This is a genomic window from Pseudomonas sp. HMWF021 (assembly GCF_003061005.1).
GTDB lineage: Bacteria > Pseudomonadota > Gammaproteobacteria > Pseudomonadales > Pseudomonadaceae > Aquipseudomonas.
The window spans coordinates 11887-27187 of the sequence record NZ_QAIK01000007.1; the positions used below are offsets into that span (position 1 = coordinate 11887).

Annotated in this window: 12 protein-coding genes; 4 read left to right on the forward strand and 8 right to left on the reverse strand. The window is 59.6% G+C overall.

What is annotated here, in order from left to right; genetic code table 11:
• The coding region (locus DBR18_RS00545) for an RHS repeat protein (protein ID WP_146188718.1) at window positions 1–3173 on the forward strand (3173 nt) is incomplete at its 5' end.
• Window positions 3170–3529 carry a hypothetical protein gene (locus tag DBR18_RS00550; protein ID WP_108588870.1) on the forward strand — a complete coding sequence of 120 codons (360 nt, stop codon included), beginning with the start codon at window positions 3170–3172 and terminating at the stop codon, window positions 3527–3529. The genes DBR18_RS00545 and DBR18_RS00550, both read left to right, overlap by 4 nt.
• A gap of 79 nt (window positions 3530–3608) precedes the next feature.
• On the opposite strand, the gene DBR18_RS00555 is transcribed toward DBR18_RS00550, so the two are convergent.
• Both DBR18_RS00555 and DBR18_RS00560 read right to left on the reverse strand, forming a co-directional pair.
• Window positions 3609–5399 carry a bifunctional diguanylate cyclase/phosphodiesterase gene (locus DBR18_RS00555; RefSeq protein ID WP_108588871.1) on the reverse strand — a complete coding sequence of 597 codons (1791 nt, stop codon included), beginning with the start codon at window positions 5397–5399 and terminating at the stop codon, window positions 3609–3611.
• 134 nt (window positions 5400–5533) lie between these two features.
• Window positions 5534–7618, reverse strand: a complete 2085-nt coding sequence (locus DBR18_RS00560; RefSeq protein WP_177482329.1) for a carboxy terminal-processing peptidase — start codon at window positions 7616–7618, stop codon at window positions 5534–5536.
• Window positions 7619–7756: 138 nt separating this feature from the next.
• On the opposite strand from DBR18_RS00560, the gene DBR18_RS00565 reads away from it, so the two are divergent.
• Window positions 7757–8719 (forward strand): zinc-binding dehydrogenase, encoded by a 963-nt coding sequence (locus tag DBR18_RS00565; protein ID WP_108588873.1) that lies wholly within the window; start codon window positions 7757–7759, stop codon window positions 8717–8719.
• A 98-nt stretch (window positions 8720–8817) separates the two neighbouring features.
• On the opposite strand, the gene DBR18_RS00570 is transcribed toward DBR18_RS00565, so the two are convergent.
• The 6 genes from DBR18_RS00570 to DBR18_RS00595 form a co-directional block, all read right to left on the reverse strand.
• Entirely contained in the window at window positions 8818–9471 is a 654-nt protein-coding gene (locus tag DBR18_RS00570) for an HAD family phosphatase (protein ID WP_108588874.1), read from the reverse strand.
• A gap of 34 nt (window positions 9472–9505) precedes the next feature.
• Entirely contained in the window at window positions 9506–10495 is a 990-nt protein-coding gene (locus DBR18_RS00575) for an ABC transporter ATP-binding protein (RefSeq protein WP_108588875.1), read from the reverse strand.
• Complete coding sequence (locus tag DBR18_RS00580; protein WP_007965346.1) at window positions 10492–11292, reverse strand: ABC transporter permease; 801 nt, start codon at window positions 11290–11292, stop codon at window positions 10492–10494. The genes DBR18_RS00575 and DBR18_RS00580 overlap by 4 nt, the downstream gene beginning before the upstream one ends.
• Window positions 11279–12115 carry an ABC transporter permease subunit gene (locus DBR18_RS00585; RefSeq protein ID WP_163005303.1) on the reverse strand — a complete coding sequence of 279 codons (837 nt, stop codon included), beginning with the start codon at window positions 12113–12115 and terminating at the stop codon, window positions 11279–11281. Before DBR18_RS00585 ends, DBR18_RS00580 begins: the two co-directional genes overlap by 14 nt.
• A gap of 5 nt (window positions 12116–12120) precedes the next feature.
• A complete protein-coding gene (locus DBR18_RS00590; RefSeq protein ID WP_108588876.1) occupies window positions 12121–12927 on the reverse strand; it encodes an alkaline phosphatase family protein in 807 nt (268 codons plus the stop codon).
• Between the two features lie 132 nt (window positions 12928–13059).
• Window positions 13060–14127, reverse strand: coding sequence for an ABC transporter substrate-binding protein (locus DBR18_RS00595; RefSeq protein ID WP_003223128.1), 1068 nt, complete (start codon window positions 14125–14127; stop codon window positions 13060–13062).
• A 352-nt stretch (window positions 14128–14479) separates the two neighbouring features.
• Between DBR18_RS00595 and DBR18_RS00600 the strand changes: the two genes are divergently transcribed.
• Window positions 14480–15193 (forward strand): UTRA domain-containing protein, encoded by a 714-nt coding sequence (locus DBR18_RS00600; protein WP_108588877.1) that lies wholly within the window; start codon window positions 14480–14482, stop codon window positions 15191–15193.
• The last annotated feature ends 108 nt before the right edge of the window (window positions 15194–15301 follow it).

Below are 15301 nucleotides of genomic sequence, written 5' to 3' on the forward strand. Positions count from 1 at the left end.
GCGTGTCTCGCGATCATCATCAGCGGATTGTCCGGCTCGACAATGGCGCGGGCCGCTCGCTGTTGTTGCGTTATGACCGCGCGCATCTGGTCGCGGTTGATTACCAGGTGCTGGCAGTCGATGGCTGGTGCACCGAACAGACCCTCGCCAGTTATCGCTACGACGCCCGCCAGCGTCTGCTGGAAGCCACCAACGCGGTCGGTGACAGCGAGCGCTACGACTACGACGATCAGCACGTCATCCTGCAGCGGCAGTTGACCGGTGGCGCGAGTTTCTTCTGGGAATGGGAGCGCTCGGGCAAGGCCGCGCGCTGCGTGCGCCACTGGGCCTCGTTCTCGCAGATGGACACCCGCTACGTCTGGGACGACAGCGGCCGGGTCACGGTGCATTACGTCGATGGCAGCGTAGAGACCTACGTCCACGATGACCATGCGCGGCTGGTGCGCAAGGTCCAGGCCGATGGCGCGGAACACCTCAAGGCTTATGACGCTCAGGGCCGCCTGATTGCCGAGCAAGGGCCGCTCGGTGCCGTGACCGAATACCGCTACGACGAAGCCGGACGGCTGATCGCGCTGCTTCCACCGGAAGACGAGCCGACGTCCTACGAGTATCGCAACGGTTTCCTGCACAGCCGTTCCCGCGGCCAGGCGGTGTGGACGTACCGGCGCAATGCTGAGGGGGATGTCACCGAGGCGGTCGATCCCGACGGCCAGGTCACCCATTACTACTACGACATTCGCGGGCAGTTGCTGTCGATCCGTTACCCGGACAGCAGCCGGCACATGTTGGTCTGGAACGACCTCGGGCAACTGACCGAAGAAACCCTGCCCGACGGCGGTGTGCGGCGCTTTTCCTACGATGCGCTGGGGCGACGGACCACCACGTGCGACGAACACGGTGCCGTTACTCGCCAGCAGTGGGACGCCGTTGGCCGACTGGTTCAGACGACCTTTCCTACAGGCGCCACCCGCGCCTACAGCTACGGCGCCTACGGCCAGGTCACCGCCGAGCGCGATGAACTCGGACGCATCACCCGTTACGAGTATGACGACGACCTGCACCTGGTCTCGCGCAAGATCAACCCCGACGGCACGCGGGTGCAGTACCGCTACGACCACGCGCAACTGCTGCTGACAGAAATCGAGAACGAGTCCGGAGAAAAATATCGCCTGGACTACACGCCGACCGGATTGATCCGACAGGAAACCGGCTTCGACGGGCGGCGCACCGCGTACGCCTACGACCCTGACGGTCATCTGCTGGAAAAGACCGAAGTCGGCGATGACGGCTCGACGCTGGTCACCGGTTATGAGCGTGATGCGGCCGGACGTCTGCTGCTCAAAACCCTGCCCGACGGGGTGCAGGTGGCTTACCGCTACGACCGCCTGGGCCGGCTGACCGGGGTTGATGACGGCCAGCAACATCCGCTGGCCTTCGAGTACGACCTGCAGGACCGGCTGATCACCGAGCACCAGGGCTGGGGCACCTTGCGTTATGCCTATGACGCCTGCGGTCAGCTCAAACGCCAGCGTCTGCCGGACAACAGCAAGCTCGATTTCCACTACGCCAAGGGCGGCGCGCTGACGGCCATCGACCTCAATGGCGCGCGGCTGACCAGCCACGTCTACCAGTCCGGTCGTGAGCAACAACGCCAGCAAGGTCTGTTGCGCAGCGATTATGCCTACGATGATCAGGGCCGTTTACTGGCCCACGCTGTAGGCCATCAGCACGCATCGCTGTATCGCCGCGATTATGCTTACAGCGCCAACGGCAACCTCGAGCACATTGCCGACACTCGTCACGGCCAGCGTACCTACGCCTACGACGCCCTCGACCGCCTGATCCGCGTACGTCACTCGCGTGACGAACTGCCGGAATCCTTCGCCCACGACCCGGCCGGCAACCTGCTGATGCAGGACCGCCCCGGCCCTAACCGGATCAAGGGCAACCGCCTGCTGATGCAGGGCGACCGCCACTATGACTACGACGCCTTCGGCAACCTGATCCGCGAACGCCGTGGCCGCGATCAGCAACAGGTCACCGAATACCGCTACGACTGCCAGCACCGTCTGATCGGCCTGACCCGCCCCGACGGCAAAACCGCGACCTACCAATACGACGCTTTTGGTCGACGCATCCGCAAAACCGTCGACGGCCTCAGCACCGATTTCTTCTGGCAAGGCGACCACCTCGTCGCCGAAAGCAGCAAAGCCCAGTACCGCAGCTACGTCTACGAACCCGGCACCTTCCGCCCACTGGCACTGCTCGACGGCAAAGGCCCGAAACGCGCCTGCCCGTTCTACTACCAACTCGACCACCTTGGCACCCCGCAGGAACTCACGGACTACAGCGGCGAAATCGTCTGGTCCGCGCAATACGACGCCTACGGCAAAGTGGCCGCCATCACCCTCGCCGGCGAGGACTACCTGGACCAGCCGCTGCGCTTTCAGGGGCAGTATTTCGATGCGGAAAGTGGGCTGCATTACAACCGGCATCGGTATTACGACCCGCGGTTGGGGCGGTTTCTGACGCCGGATCCCATCAAGTTGGCGGGTGGGTTGAATCAGTACCAGTACGTGCCGAATCCGACGGGGTGGGTGGATCCGTTGGGGTTGACTTGCACCTGTCCTCCGCCGACACCGCGCCGTCCGATGCGGTACGAGGCTGGCCGCGTAGTTGTCGAAGAAGGCGAGCCCCCTCTGCCAAAGATGACAGCGCAGGAGCGGCGGGCGAGGCTTGATGAGGTGGCAGAAGAAAATGCTCATCGGCGTTTGGATGAAATGGAGAAAGCCACACAAGATGCACACTTCTTAGAAAAACATGGCAAACAGACCACACTAGCTTCTCAGCAGGAACGCTCATTGACGGGAAGAAATCCAACAACTGGAATTATTGAGGTTTACACCAATGGGAGACGAGCAGGGCAGCCAAAAATACCCAGTGCGGCTACTCACTTTTTTAGTTATCGAGATCAACTTAACGCAATACATCGTGCTCAGCTTATTTTTAGGCGGAATGGTCAAATCGCGTCCAAAGAACCAATGCATATGGGTAAGGTGGTTGGCGAGGGGTACAAAAGGGGAGGGGTTATTTATGGACAGCAAACACATGCGGTAGTAATTCTCAATAGAGCAGCTAAGCCGATAACCTCTTACACGGAGTTTTTGAATTGAAACGTAAGCCTGAATATTTTGTTTTGCGTGGTCTGCTTTTCCTATTCGATATAGAAAATACTCATGATGATGCTCGAGAAAAAATCATCGTCTCGAAGAACGTCAATGACAAGCAAGAGCTTAGTGATCTGTTTGATATTCTTATGAGGCCTGAGTTTCTTTCTTATAGTCTTGAAGAGCGAGAGTGGTGTATTGACACGCTGAAGTACTATTTGGAAGTCGGTGATAGCTTTGATGAGGTGTTTACAAGAATAACTACTTATTTTGATGACGACGTAGAGGACCAGCGTCAGTTCATGCAGGTTTTGTTAAGTTGTTTATTGAAGTATCACGTCGATGATTCAGATATGCGGTAAGGATGAAACAGCTGGGTTAATTCAACTGACGCCTTCGCGAGCAAGCCCGCTCCCACAGGGATCTGTATCGTCTGTGGAATCAGCGTTGGCCAATCAGTTGCGGCGGTTGCAGGTCAGCAGCAGCGAGACTATCAATCACATGCACGCTATACCCTGGAACATTCTTCGCATGATGCTTCGCCTGGGAAGCCATTTCCGCCAGCTGACTCGCATCGAGTTCGGCGCAGGCTTCTGGGTGCAGGTGGACGACGCCGATGGACAGTGACAGCAACGGGAATTCCTGGCGTACGCCTTGGCGATTCGGTGCAATGAAGCAGCCAGCTTCAAGATGCTCAGGGCGATAGAAGCGCCGACATTGGCTCTGGAAGTCGTCGAGCAATTGGTTGAGACGTTTGCGCCAGTCTTCCGGGCCGAGCACCAGCAGGAAGTCGTCGCCGCCAATGTGGCCGACGAAGTCGCGGGACGGGTCGACGCGTTCGTTCAGGCATTGCGCCAGGCACAGCAGGACTTCGTCGCCACGGCCGTAGCCATAGATGTCGTTGAAGGGTTTGAAACTGTCGATGTCGACGTAACAGATGATCGATTCGCGGCCCTGTTGCAGCAGGCGCGTCAGGCATTGCTGGATCGGCACGTTGCCGGGCAGCAGGGTCAGCGGGTTGGCGTAGCGGGCCTGCTGGATTTTCAGTTCGGTGATCAGTTTGAGTACATCGATCACCCGGCCAAGGCCCAGATAACCGCCATTGAGGGTGATGATGAAATCTTCTTCGATGCGCTGCCGGGCGCGGCTGGTGATCAGGCGGCTGACCTGTTGCAGCGACTGGCTCATCTCCACGGCGAGGAAATCGTCGTTCATCAGGCGGCTGATCGGTTTTCGCGCGAACAGGTCAGTCGCAAACGGTTTGAGCAGCGCGTCGGACAGTGAATGCCGGTGAACGATGCCGCACGGCTGACCCTGCTCGTCGAGCACTGCCAGCGAGTTGAGATTGGCCTGGCGGCGGAAGGCTTCCAGCACCGTGGCAGTCGGTGTGTCGCGATGCACCGCCGGTTGATCGTTGAGCAGGGCGCTGAGGTCGCTGCCTTCGTCATTTAGCGCCACGGCGCTGCTGTCGTGTTTCGGCATCAGGGCGCGAGCATCGCGGGGTGGATGTTCCTGAGGGCGGCCGAGCAGGTAACCCTGCACCAGATCGACGCCCATCTCGGTCAACACCGCCAGTTCCTCCGGCAACTCGATACCTTCGGCGATCACCTGCGCCCGCGAAGCCTTGGCGATTTGCAGGATCGAGCCGACGAACTCGCGTTTCAGCGCATCCTGATGAATGCCGTCGATGAAGTGCCGGTCGATTTTCACGTAATCCGGACGCAGTTCCGACCACAGGCGCAGGCTCGAATAGCCGGCACCCAGATCATCCAGTGCAATCGAAAAACCCATCGCCCGGTAGTGATGCAGGGCGGTTTGCAGCAACTGGAAATCGTCGATCGGCGTCTGTTCGGTGAGTTCGATCACTACCTGGCTTGGTGGAATGCCGAAGTCCTGCAGCAGTTGCAGAGTCCGTCCCGGTTGATGCGCCGCTTCGAGCAGTGATTCCGGGGAGACGTTGAGGAACAGCTTGCCCGGCAGTTGCTGCTCGTTGAACCGACGGCAGGCAGACTGGCGGCAGGCAATTTCCAGTTCGCTCAAACGGCCGGCCTGACGCGCCACCGCGAACAGCGCGATAGGCGAGTGCAAAGGGCTGTTGGACGGGCCACGGGTGAGGGCTTCGTAGCCGAGAATACGACGCTCGGAGAGACAGATGATCGGCTGGAACAGACTGTGCAAACCGCTTTGAGTCAGGATCGAGCTCAAGGCACTCAGCTGTTCGGTCGTGGTCATGGCAATCTCTGGCGATAAAAAAAGGACTGGGAGCGCTCTCGATGAAGAGAGTCGCTCCCAGTCCTTTATTGCACGACAGAATGATGACTGTTTGATGACGATCCGGGGAGCGTCAGAACTAAATTGCCATCATCTTACTTCTTGGCCACCTGATTGCTCAGCTTCAGGTAATCCAGCAGAACGCGCCCGGTCTCGCTCAGGTAGGCGTCGTCCTCGGGTTTGACCTTGTCCGGCTCGGCCGCCGCAAGTGCGTCGTCGTCTTCTTTCTTCAGCTCTTTGAGCGGCTCTTCGCCTTTTGCCTTGCGACGGATGTTCTCCATCGCCAGTTGCTTGGCATCGATGTCCGCGTGCTGGGCACGGCGTTCGGCTTCATTGAGGCTGACGGTTTTCTCTTCCATCAGCTTCTGCGCCAGGGCCAGCTTGTCGCGGATGAACACGAACTCGGCATCCTTGGAACTGCGTGCGTCATGCTCGGATTTGAGCTGCGCCAGATACGGCTTGAACGGATCGACCGCAGGTTTGATCGCCGCCTTGATGGTGTCCCACGGCATCGCTTCCGGCAGGGCGCTCTCGCCGATTTCCTTGGTGTCGATGATCGACGGATAGTCGATGTCCGGCAGCACGCCCTGATGCTGGGTGCTCTGCCCGGAAACCCGGTAGAACTTGGCCAGGGTCAGTTTCAGTTCGCCATGGTTCAGCGGCTGAATGGTCTGCACGGTGCCTTTGCCGAAGGTCTGGCCACCGATGATCAATGCGCGATGGTAGTCCTGCATGGCGCCGGCGAAGATCTCCGAAGCCGAGGCGGACAGGCGGTTGACCAGCAGGGCCATCGGGCCTTTGTAGAACGCGCCCGGGTTTTCATCTTCAAGCACGTCGACGCGGCCATCGGCGTTACGCACGAGGACGGTCGGGCCCTTGTCGATGAACAGGCTGGTCAGCTCGGTGGCTTCCTGCAGGGAGCCGCCGCCGTTGTTGCGCAGGTCGATGACCACGCCGTCGACTTTTTCTTTCTGCAGTTCGGTCAGAAGTTTCTTGACGTCACGGGTGGTGCTCTTGTAGTCCGGATCACCGGCACGGAACGCCTTGAAGTCGAGGTAGAAGGCCGGGATCTCGATGATGCCGAGCTTGTAATCCTTGCCGTCCTGTTTCAGGTTCAGTACGGATTTTTTCACCGCCTGGTCTTCAAGCTTCACCGCTTCACGGGTGATCGGCACGATCTTGCTGGTCTGGTCGTTCGGCGCATTGCTGGCCGGAATCACTTCCAGGCGCACCACGGTGCCTTTCGGGCCGCGGATCAGCTTGACCACTTCGTCCAGGCGCCAGCCCACCACGTCGACCATCTCTTTGTTGCCCTGGGCAACGCCGATGATCTTGTCGGCCGGTGCAACCTGCTTGGTCTTGTCGGCCGGACCTGCCGGCACCAGACGCACGACTTTCACCTGGTCGTTGTCGCTCTGCAACACGGCGCCGATGCCCTCGAGGGACAGGCTCATGTTGATGTCGAAGTTCTCCGCGTTATCCGGCGACAGATAGTTGGTGTGCGGGTCGTAGGACATGGCGAAGGTGTTGATGTACGCCTGGAAGATGTCTTCCGCACGGGTCTGGTCCAGGCGCGCCAGCTGGTTCTTGTAGCGCTTGGTCAGGGTTTCCTGGATCTGCTTGGAATCCTTGCCGGCAATCTTCTGCCGCAGCACTTCGTCCTTGACGCGTTTGCGCCACAGGTCGTCGAGTTCAGCGGTGGATTTGAGCCAAGGGGCGTCCTTGCGATCGATCAGCAAGGTTTCCTTGGTGGTGAAGTCCATCTTGTCGACGCCCTTGTTCAGCTCCGCAATGGCGAAGTCCAGACGCGCCTTGACGCGGTCCAGATAGCGTTTGTAGATGGTGAACCCGGCGTTGAGGTCGCCGCTTTTGAGGAAGTCGTCGAACTGGGTCTTCCACTTGTCGAATTCGGCGATGTCGCTGGCCATGAAGTAGCTGCGCGACGGGTCCAGCAGCTTGATGTAGCTGTCGTAGATGATCACCGAGCGCGCATCGTCGAGCGGCGGCTTGCTGTAGTGGTGGCGCTTGAGCAACTCGACGACGTTGAGACTGGCGATCACTTCGTCGCGGTCAGGCTGCAAGTTGTCCCAGCTGTTGGCTGCGAATGTTTTGCCCGACACCGGCAACAGGCCGATACCGATGAAAAGAGCGAGGGCGGTGCTGGGGAGCAAATGCTTCATGCTGATTCGACGCGGGGACAATTGATAACGCATATTAGGCCGTCTTTGAAGTCGCCGGTTCTACGAGAGCCGGTCGCATAATGCAAAAAGCCCGGCGCTACAGCTTCGGGCTCAGTCCAGACTCACTATGGAGGCACTGTGAAGGCATTGCAAGGCGTTGAAGGTCAAGTGGCATGGCTTGAAGAGCCGAGTCCGGCATGTGATGCAGGACAAGTGCGCATTCGCGTGGCGGCTGCGGGCCTCAATCGCGCCGATTTATTACAGAAAGCCGGGCTTTATCCACCGCCGCCCGGTGCCAGTCAGGTGCTCGGTCTTGAGTGCTCCGGGGTGATCAGCGAGGTCGGCGCCGGGTCGTCCTGGCAGGTCGGCGACCGCGTCTGCGCCTTGCTGGCCGGGGGCGGGATGGCTGAAGAAGTGGTCGTCGACGGACGGCACGTGTTGCCGGTGCCCGAGGGCGTTTCGTTGGTCGAGGCTGCAGCATTACCCGAGGTTTATGCAACGGTCTGGCTGAACGTGTTTCAACTGGCGGCGCTGAAACCCGGCGAAAAAGTCCTCCTGCACGCCGGCGCAAGTGGAATTGGTTCAGCCGCTATTCAGCTGTGCAAGGCGTTCGGCAATCCCTGTTGGGTCAGCGTCGGGTCGGCTGAGCGATTGGCCTACTGTGAGGCGCTGGGAGCCCAGGGCGGAGTGGTGCGTAGCGATGACCTAGAAAGCCTGCGCGACTTCGGGCCGTTTGACGTGATCCTTGATCCGGTCGGCGGCAACTACGCGGCGCTGAACCTCAAGTTGACCGCGCTGGACGGACGTTGGGTGCTGATCGGTTTGATGGGCGGGCGTGAGGCGAAACTGGACCTGGCGCAGGTGCTGGGCAAGCGCGTGCAGTTGCTTGGTTCGACCTTGCGCAGTCGCGACGATCAGTTCAAGGCCGACCTGCTCAGTGACCTGGGACAGCATGTCTGGCCGCTGTTTGCCGAAGGGCGGTTGAGTCCGCAACTGGCGAAAACGTTTTCGGTGAAGGATGCCGAAGCGGCGTTTGCCGAGCTGGCGAGCAATACGGTTTCAGGGAAGGTGGTAGTGGTGATTGACGACAGCCTGAGCTGACTGGCAGAACAAGATCAAAAGATCGCAGCCTGCGGCAGCTCCTACAGTGGGAGGGTGTACACCCTGTAGGAGCTGCCGCAGGCTGCGATCTTCTGCTTTTATTTCCAGTGATGAATCGGCCAGCCGGCTTTTTCGGCGTGCTCCAGCAGTACCGGATCCGGATTCACCACATGCGGGAAATCCACCTTCAGCAGCAACGGTAAATCGTTGCGTGAGTCGGAGTAGAAACTCGCGCCTTCAAGGTTTTCTTCTTCGGCGTCCAGCCATTCCAGCAAACGGGTGATCTTGCCTTCGCGGTAGGTGAGGGTGCCGACAGTCTGGCCGCTGTAAACGCCGTGCGCGACCTCCAGCTCGATGCCCAGAATTTCGTCGATGCCCAAGCGCTCGGCGATCGGTTTGACCAGGTGCGTGCCGGAAGCCGAGATCACCAGAATCCGGTCACCGGCCTTGCGGTGGGCGGCGATGGTTTTGGTGGCGTCACTGAAGATGATTGGTTCGATGAAGTCTTCCACCCACGGGCCGACCAGATGCTCGACTTCTTCCGGGGTGCGGCCGATCAGCGGTTCGAGGCTGAACGTCATGAATTCTTCCATGCGCAATTTGCCATGGCTGTAGGCGTCCATCAGCTCGTTGTTCTTGCGCATGAACGACTCGGGATCGACCCAGCCCAGGCGCCCCATCTGCTCGCTCCAAAGAGTGGCGCAGTCGCCGTGGATCAGGGTTTCGTCCAGATCAAAAATTGCCAGGGCCATCAGTGCAGTTCTCTCTTCAACGTCAGCAAAGTCATCAGGCTACCTCACACAGGGCCGTCGGATCGATGGAAAGCGCCAGACGCTGACCGTCGGGATGCAGATCCGCCGCCGAACGGTTGAGCACGTCCACCACCAACTTCACGCCGCGGGCTTCGACCCGGTAGCGGATCACGTTGCCCAGCAGGCTGTGGCTGCGGATCTGCGCATCGAGTTCGCCATTGAGGCTCAGCTCGATGGCTTCCGGGCGAATCGCGATGCGGTGGTTGATTGGCCGTTGCAGCAGCTTCGAGGCGCTGTCGGCGTCGAGCAAGTTGTAGTTGCCGATGAAGCTCGCAGCGAACAGATCCACCGGCGCAGTGTAGAGGGTTTCGGCATCGCCGCTCTGCACGATCTTCCCTTGGTTCATCAGGAAAATCCGGTCGGACATGGTCAGCGCTTCTTCCTGATCGTGGGTAACGAAAATCGTGGTCAGACCGAGTTCGCGCTGGATCTGCCGGATCTGCTCGCGCAGGTGTTTGCGAATCCGCGCATCCAGCGCCGACAGCGGTTCATCCAGCAACAACAGGCGAGGGCGAGTCACCAGCGAGCGGGCGAGGGCTACGCGTTGGCACTGACCGCCGGAGAGCTGGTGCGGATAACGGCTGGCGAAGTCGTTGAGCTCGACCAGTTTCAACACTTCAGCGACACGCTTGTGGCTGTCGTCGGCATTGACCTTTTGCATGCGCAGCCCGAAGGCGACGTTCTGTTCGACGGTCATGTTGGGGAACAGCGCATAGCTCTGGAACACCATGCCGATCCCGCGTTTCTGCGGACTCAGCGGCACGATGTCGACGCCATCGAGCAGGATCTTGCCGCCATCCACCGGCGTCAGCCCGGCAATGCAGCGCAGCAGCGTGGACTTGCCGCAACCGGACGGGCCGAGCAGGGTGACGAACTCGCCCTTGTTGATCTCGCAATTGATGTCGCTGAACACCGTGGTGCCCGCGTAGTTTTTCTTCAGGTTCTGGACGCTGACATAGCTCATTCGCTTTTGTCCTTGTTCAAGATGTTGGCGATCCAGGTCAGGACCAGCACGAAAAAGAAGTACGAGATCACCAGCGCACTTGTGAAGTGGCCGCTGCTGTTGCGCATGTTGTTCAGATACACCTGCAGGGTTTCGTAGCGCGTGCCGACGAGAATATTGGCGAACACGAACTCACCGAACAGGAACGAGAACGAGAGCAGCAAAGCGACCATCAGGCCTTTGCGCAGGTTTGGCAGCACCACCAGAAATGCCGCCTGAAAGGTGCTGGCACCGAGTAACTGCGCGGCGTCCATCAGGTCGCGCAGGTTGATCGCCTGCAGGTTGTTGGTGATCGCCCGGTACATGAACGGCAGCGCCACGGTGAAGTAGCAACCGATCAGAATCCACGGCGTACCGACCATCGCCAGCGGCCCGGAACCGTACAGTTGCAACAGGCCTACCGACGACACCACCGGCGGCACCGCGAAGGGCAGCAGGATGAGGATGTTCATCAGCGCATCGAGTTTCGGGAAGTGGTAATGCACCACGAACAGCAGCGGCAGAATCAGCACCACCGACAGCACCAGCGCACCGACGCACACCAGCAGCGACTGGCCGAAGGCGTGCAGGAAGCGCGGATCGCTCCACAACTGGAGATACCACTTGAAGGTGAAACCGCTGGGCAGGATGGTCGCCGACCAGCTGCTGGCAATCGAGTAGATCAGCGTGCCCACCAGCGGCAGCAGCAGGATCGCGAACAGCAGATAAACCACGACGCGGTGGTAGACGCCGGCCGGGCCGGATTCAGCGCGAGACATGGTAGCTCCTCTTCAGCAGCAGTTGATGCACGACGGTGACAATGGTCATCAACGCCACCAGCACCACGGCCAGGGCGCTGGCCAGATTCGGATCCAGCGAAATATCCCCGGAAACCATCGCTGCAATGCGGATCGGCAGCACGTTGAAGTTACCGGTGGTCAGCGCGTACACCGTGGCGTAGGCGCCGAGGGCGTTGGCCAGCAGAATCACGAAAGTGCCGAGCAGGGCCGGGGTCAGCACCGGCAGACCGATGTGCCGCCAGAATTGCCAGCCGTTGGCGCCGAGCAGCGCAGCGGATTCGCGCCAGTCTTCACGTAAGGCGTCGAAGGCCGGGTAGAGCAGCAGCACGCCGAGGGGAATCTGGAAGTACGTGTAGAGGATGATCAGACCGGTTTTCGAGTACAGGTTGAAGTCCTGAATGATCCCGGCCTGCTTGAGCATGATGGTGATGCTGCCGTTGAACCCGAGCAGAATGATGAATGCGAAGGCCAGCGGTACACCGGCGAAGTTGCTGGTCATGTTGGCAAAGGCATTCACGAAGTTGCGCAGCTTCGAGTCGACCCGGCGCAATGAATACGCCCCGAGCACGGCGATGATGATGCCGAACACACTGGACCAGAAACTGATCTCCAGGCTGTACTGGATCGCCTGCAGATAGAACTTCGAACTGAAGATCTTGCTGAAGTTGGCAAAGCCCCAACCGAACTCTTCCGACTGCAGACTGTTGATCATCACCCAGACCAGCGGGGCGATTTCGAACACGATAAAGAACAGGGCGAACGGCACCAGACACAGGGCCGCCAGCCATTTGCCGCGCGTCATGGCATTCACTTGAGCAGCTCCCGGCACACAGGTTTGTCGTGGGGCACGCCGAGCAGCTCGCAGACCGTGCCGCAGATATCAATTTGCTTCGGCGTGGCGTCAGCATTGAGGCTGAAGGCGTCGCCGAGGACGAACAAGGGCACCTGGCGTTCTTCGGGCAGCAAGCCGTTGTGCGAGCGGTCGTTGTTCATGCCGTGGTCGGCGGTCACCAGCACCTGATAGCCGGCGTCGAGCCAGCCTTGCAGGTAATCGGCGAGGATGATGTCTGCCGAGCGTGCGCTGTTGCGGTATTGCGTAGAATCGAGGCCGTGCTTGTGGCCGGCGTCGTCGATGTTCATTGGATGGATCAGCAGGAAGTTCGGCGCGTGGCGCAGGCGCAGGTTTTCCGCGTCGGCGAACAGGTGCGAGTCCGGGTAGTGGTCACTCCAGTAGAAGTGTCCGTGCTGGATCGGCAGCGACAGGTTCTCGGTATGCCGGTCGCGAGCGGCCACGAACGGCGACCGGTTGTACAACTCGCTGACCCAGTGATACGCCGCCGCGGCGGTTTTCAGGCCGGCGTCTCGGGCGTAGTGATAGATGCTGCGCTGGTTGGACAGGCGCGCAACGTTGTTGTGGACGATGCCGCTGTCGATCGGCGGCACGCCGGTGAGAATGCATTCGTAAAGCGGTCGGGACAAGGCCGGCAACTCGCACTCCAACTGATAGAGCGCGGCGCGTCCTGCGCCAACGTAAGCCTGCAGATGCCCCATGGCGTGACGCGCGACCTCGTAATTGAGACCGTCGAGCACGACAAGGATGACGTTGTGCTTCATAGGGGCAAAAACTCCGAAAACTAAACTGGAACCAACCCATGTAGGAGCTGCCGCAGGCTGCGATCTTTTGATTTTGATTCTAAAAACCAGATCAAAAGATCGCAGCCTGCGGCAGCTCCTACAGATGAAGGATTACTTCATCTCTACGATGACTTCTTCGTTCCACTTCTGTGGCAGGGCCTTGGAGGTTTTTTCCCAAGCGTCGGCGTCCTTGATCGGCGTGACCTTCTTGTACTGCTCGTTGGGCAGCAGCTTGGCTTTCACGTCTTCCGGCAGTTGCAGGTGATCGGCACGGATCGGACGGGCGTTGCCGCGAGCGAGGTTGGTCTGGCCGGCGTCGCTGAAGATGTATTCGCGGGTCAGCTTGGCGGCGTTCGGGTTTTTCGCGTACTTGTTGATGATGGTGGTGTAGCCGGAAATCACCGATCCGTCGGACGGGATCAGCACCACGTAGTCATCCGGGTTGGCCATCTTGGCCTTGTAGCTCAGGCCGTTGAAGTCCCAGACCACGCCGACTTCGATCTCGCCTTTTTCCATGGTGGCGATGGTCGGGTTGGCCATCGACAGGCGACCCTGCTTGGCGATGTCTGCAAACAGCAGCAGGGCCGGCTGGATGTTCTTCTCGTCGCCACCGTTGGCCAGGGCTGCGGCCAGTACACCGTTGGCGGCTTGCGCGGCGGTGCTCACGTCACCGATGGAAACCTTGTATTTGCCGCCCTTGAGGTCAGCCCATTTGGTCGGTACTTCGGAGCCGTGCAGCAGCTTCTTGTTGACGATGAAGGCGATGGTGCCGGTGTAGGCCAGTGCCCAGTTGCCGTCCTTGTCCTTGGCCCAGTCCGGGACCTGATCCCAGGTGCTTGGCTTGTACGGTTGCACCACGCCTTGCTTGACTGCGATCGGGCCGAACGCCGCGCCGACGTCGCCGATGTCGGCGGTGGCGTTGTCTTTTTCAGCGGCGAACTTGGCGATTTCCTGGGCCGAGCTCATGTCGGTGTCGATGTGTTTCAGGCCGTAGGTTTTCGCCAGGTCTTCCCAGGTGCCTTTCCAGTTGGCCCAGTCATCGGGCATGCCGACGCTGTTGACGGCGCCTTCCGCTTTCGCAGCGGCTTCGAGGGTTTTCAGATCGGTGCCGGCGGCCATGGCCGAGGTGCACATTGCAATGGTCGAGCCTAACAGTGTTGCCAGGAAAAGCTGTTTCATTCCGAAGCTCCTTGGTCGTGTTCAACGCTGCGATTGCGGTTTGTGTTGGTCTAGGTCAGCAATACCTGAGCCAATTTAAGGGGGCTGGATGACACTTTGATGTCGGCGGTCGCCCGACAGGGCCTTTATTTGCCCGGTTCTGGCGTTTGCCCGGTAAGCGTAGACCAATGCCAAAGCCCCGGCTGGCAAGGGACTTGGCCGATGTATTGCAAGTCATGAAGGCGACCGTCGGGCGGGTTTGTCATCTCTCGGTCATCTGCACTGCCTAGGCTTGCAATACATGCAAACGGCTTGCAGGCCGTGCGGTTTTTGCCCCGAAACAGTGCTGGTCTAGTCCAGATAGGTAACGTTGATGCGCGATGAGGCAACAAAAGCGGTGACAGCCATCGGCCAGGTGTTGCAAGAGCAACTTGATCACGGACTGCTTTCGCCCGGGAGCAAGTTGCCGGCCGAGCGCAAGCTCAGTGAGTTGTTCGGCACCACGCGGATTACGGTGCGCGAGGCGTTGTTGCAACTGGAGGCGCAGGGGCAGATTTATCGCGAGGAGCGTCGTGGCTGGTTCGTTTCGCCGCCACGTCTGGCCTACAACCTGATGCAGCGCAGTCACTTTCACGCCATGGTCAGTGCGCAGGGGCGGGTGCCTTCGACCGAGGTGATTTCGGCGCGGTTGCAGCCGGCGTCGGCGGCTGTGTGTGCGTTGTTGCAGTTGCCTGCCTTGTCGAGCGTGATTCAGATTTGTCGGTCGCGGCGTATTGACGGGCGGCTGGTGTTGTATGTGGAGCATTATCTGAATCCGCAATATTTTCCGGGGATTCTCGAGTTTGATTTGAATCAGTCGATGACCGAGTTGTATGCGCGGCATTACGATTTGCACTACGGGCGGGTGCGGTTCGAGATTGTGCCGACGTCATTGTCGGTGGACGCGGCGGCGGCTTTGCGGGTTTCTGTCGGGAGTCCGGGATTGAGGATTGCTCGGGTCAATTATGATCAGCATGAGCGGTTGATTGATTGTGATCTGGAGTTTTGGCGACATGATGCGATTCATGTTGGGGTTGATGTTGTTTGACCTTGGCGGCCGTTGAGCCGACCAGGTTCTTGGGGTTTTGGGTGAATATCCGTTGCTGCGGTAACGGCTGCTTAGGGTTTCGCCCTTACGGCGAGTCACTTTGGCAAA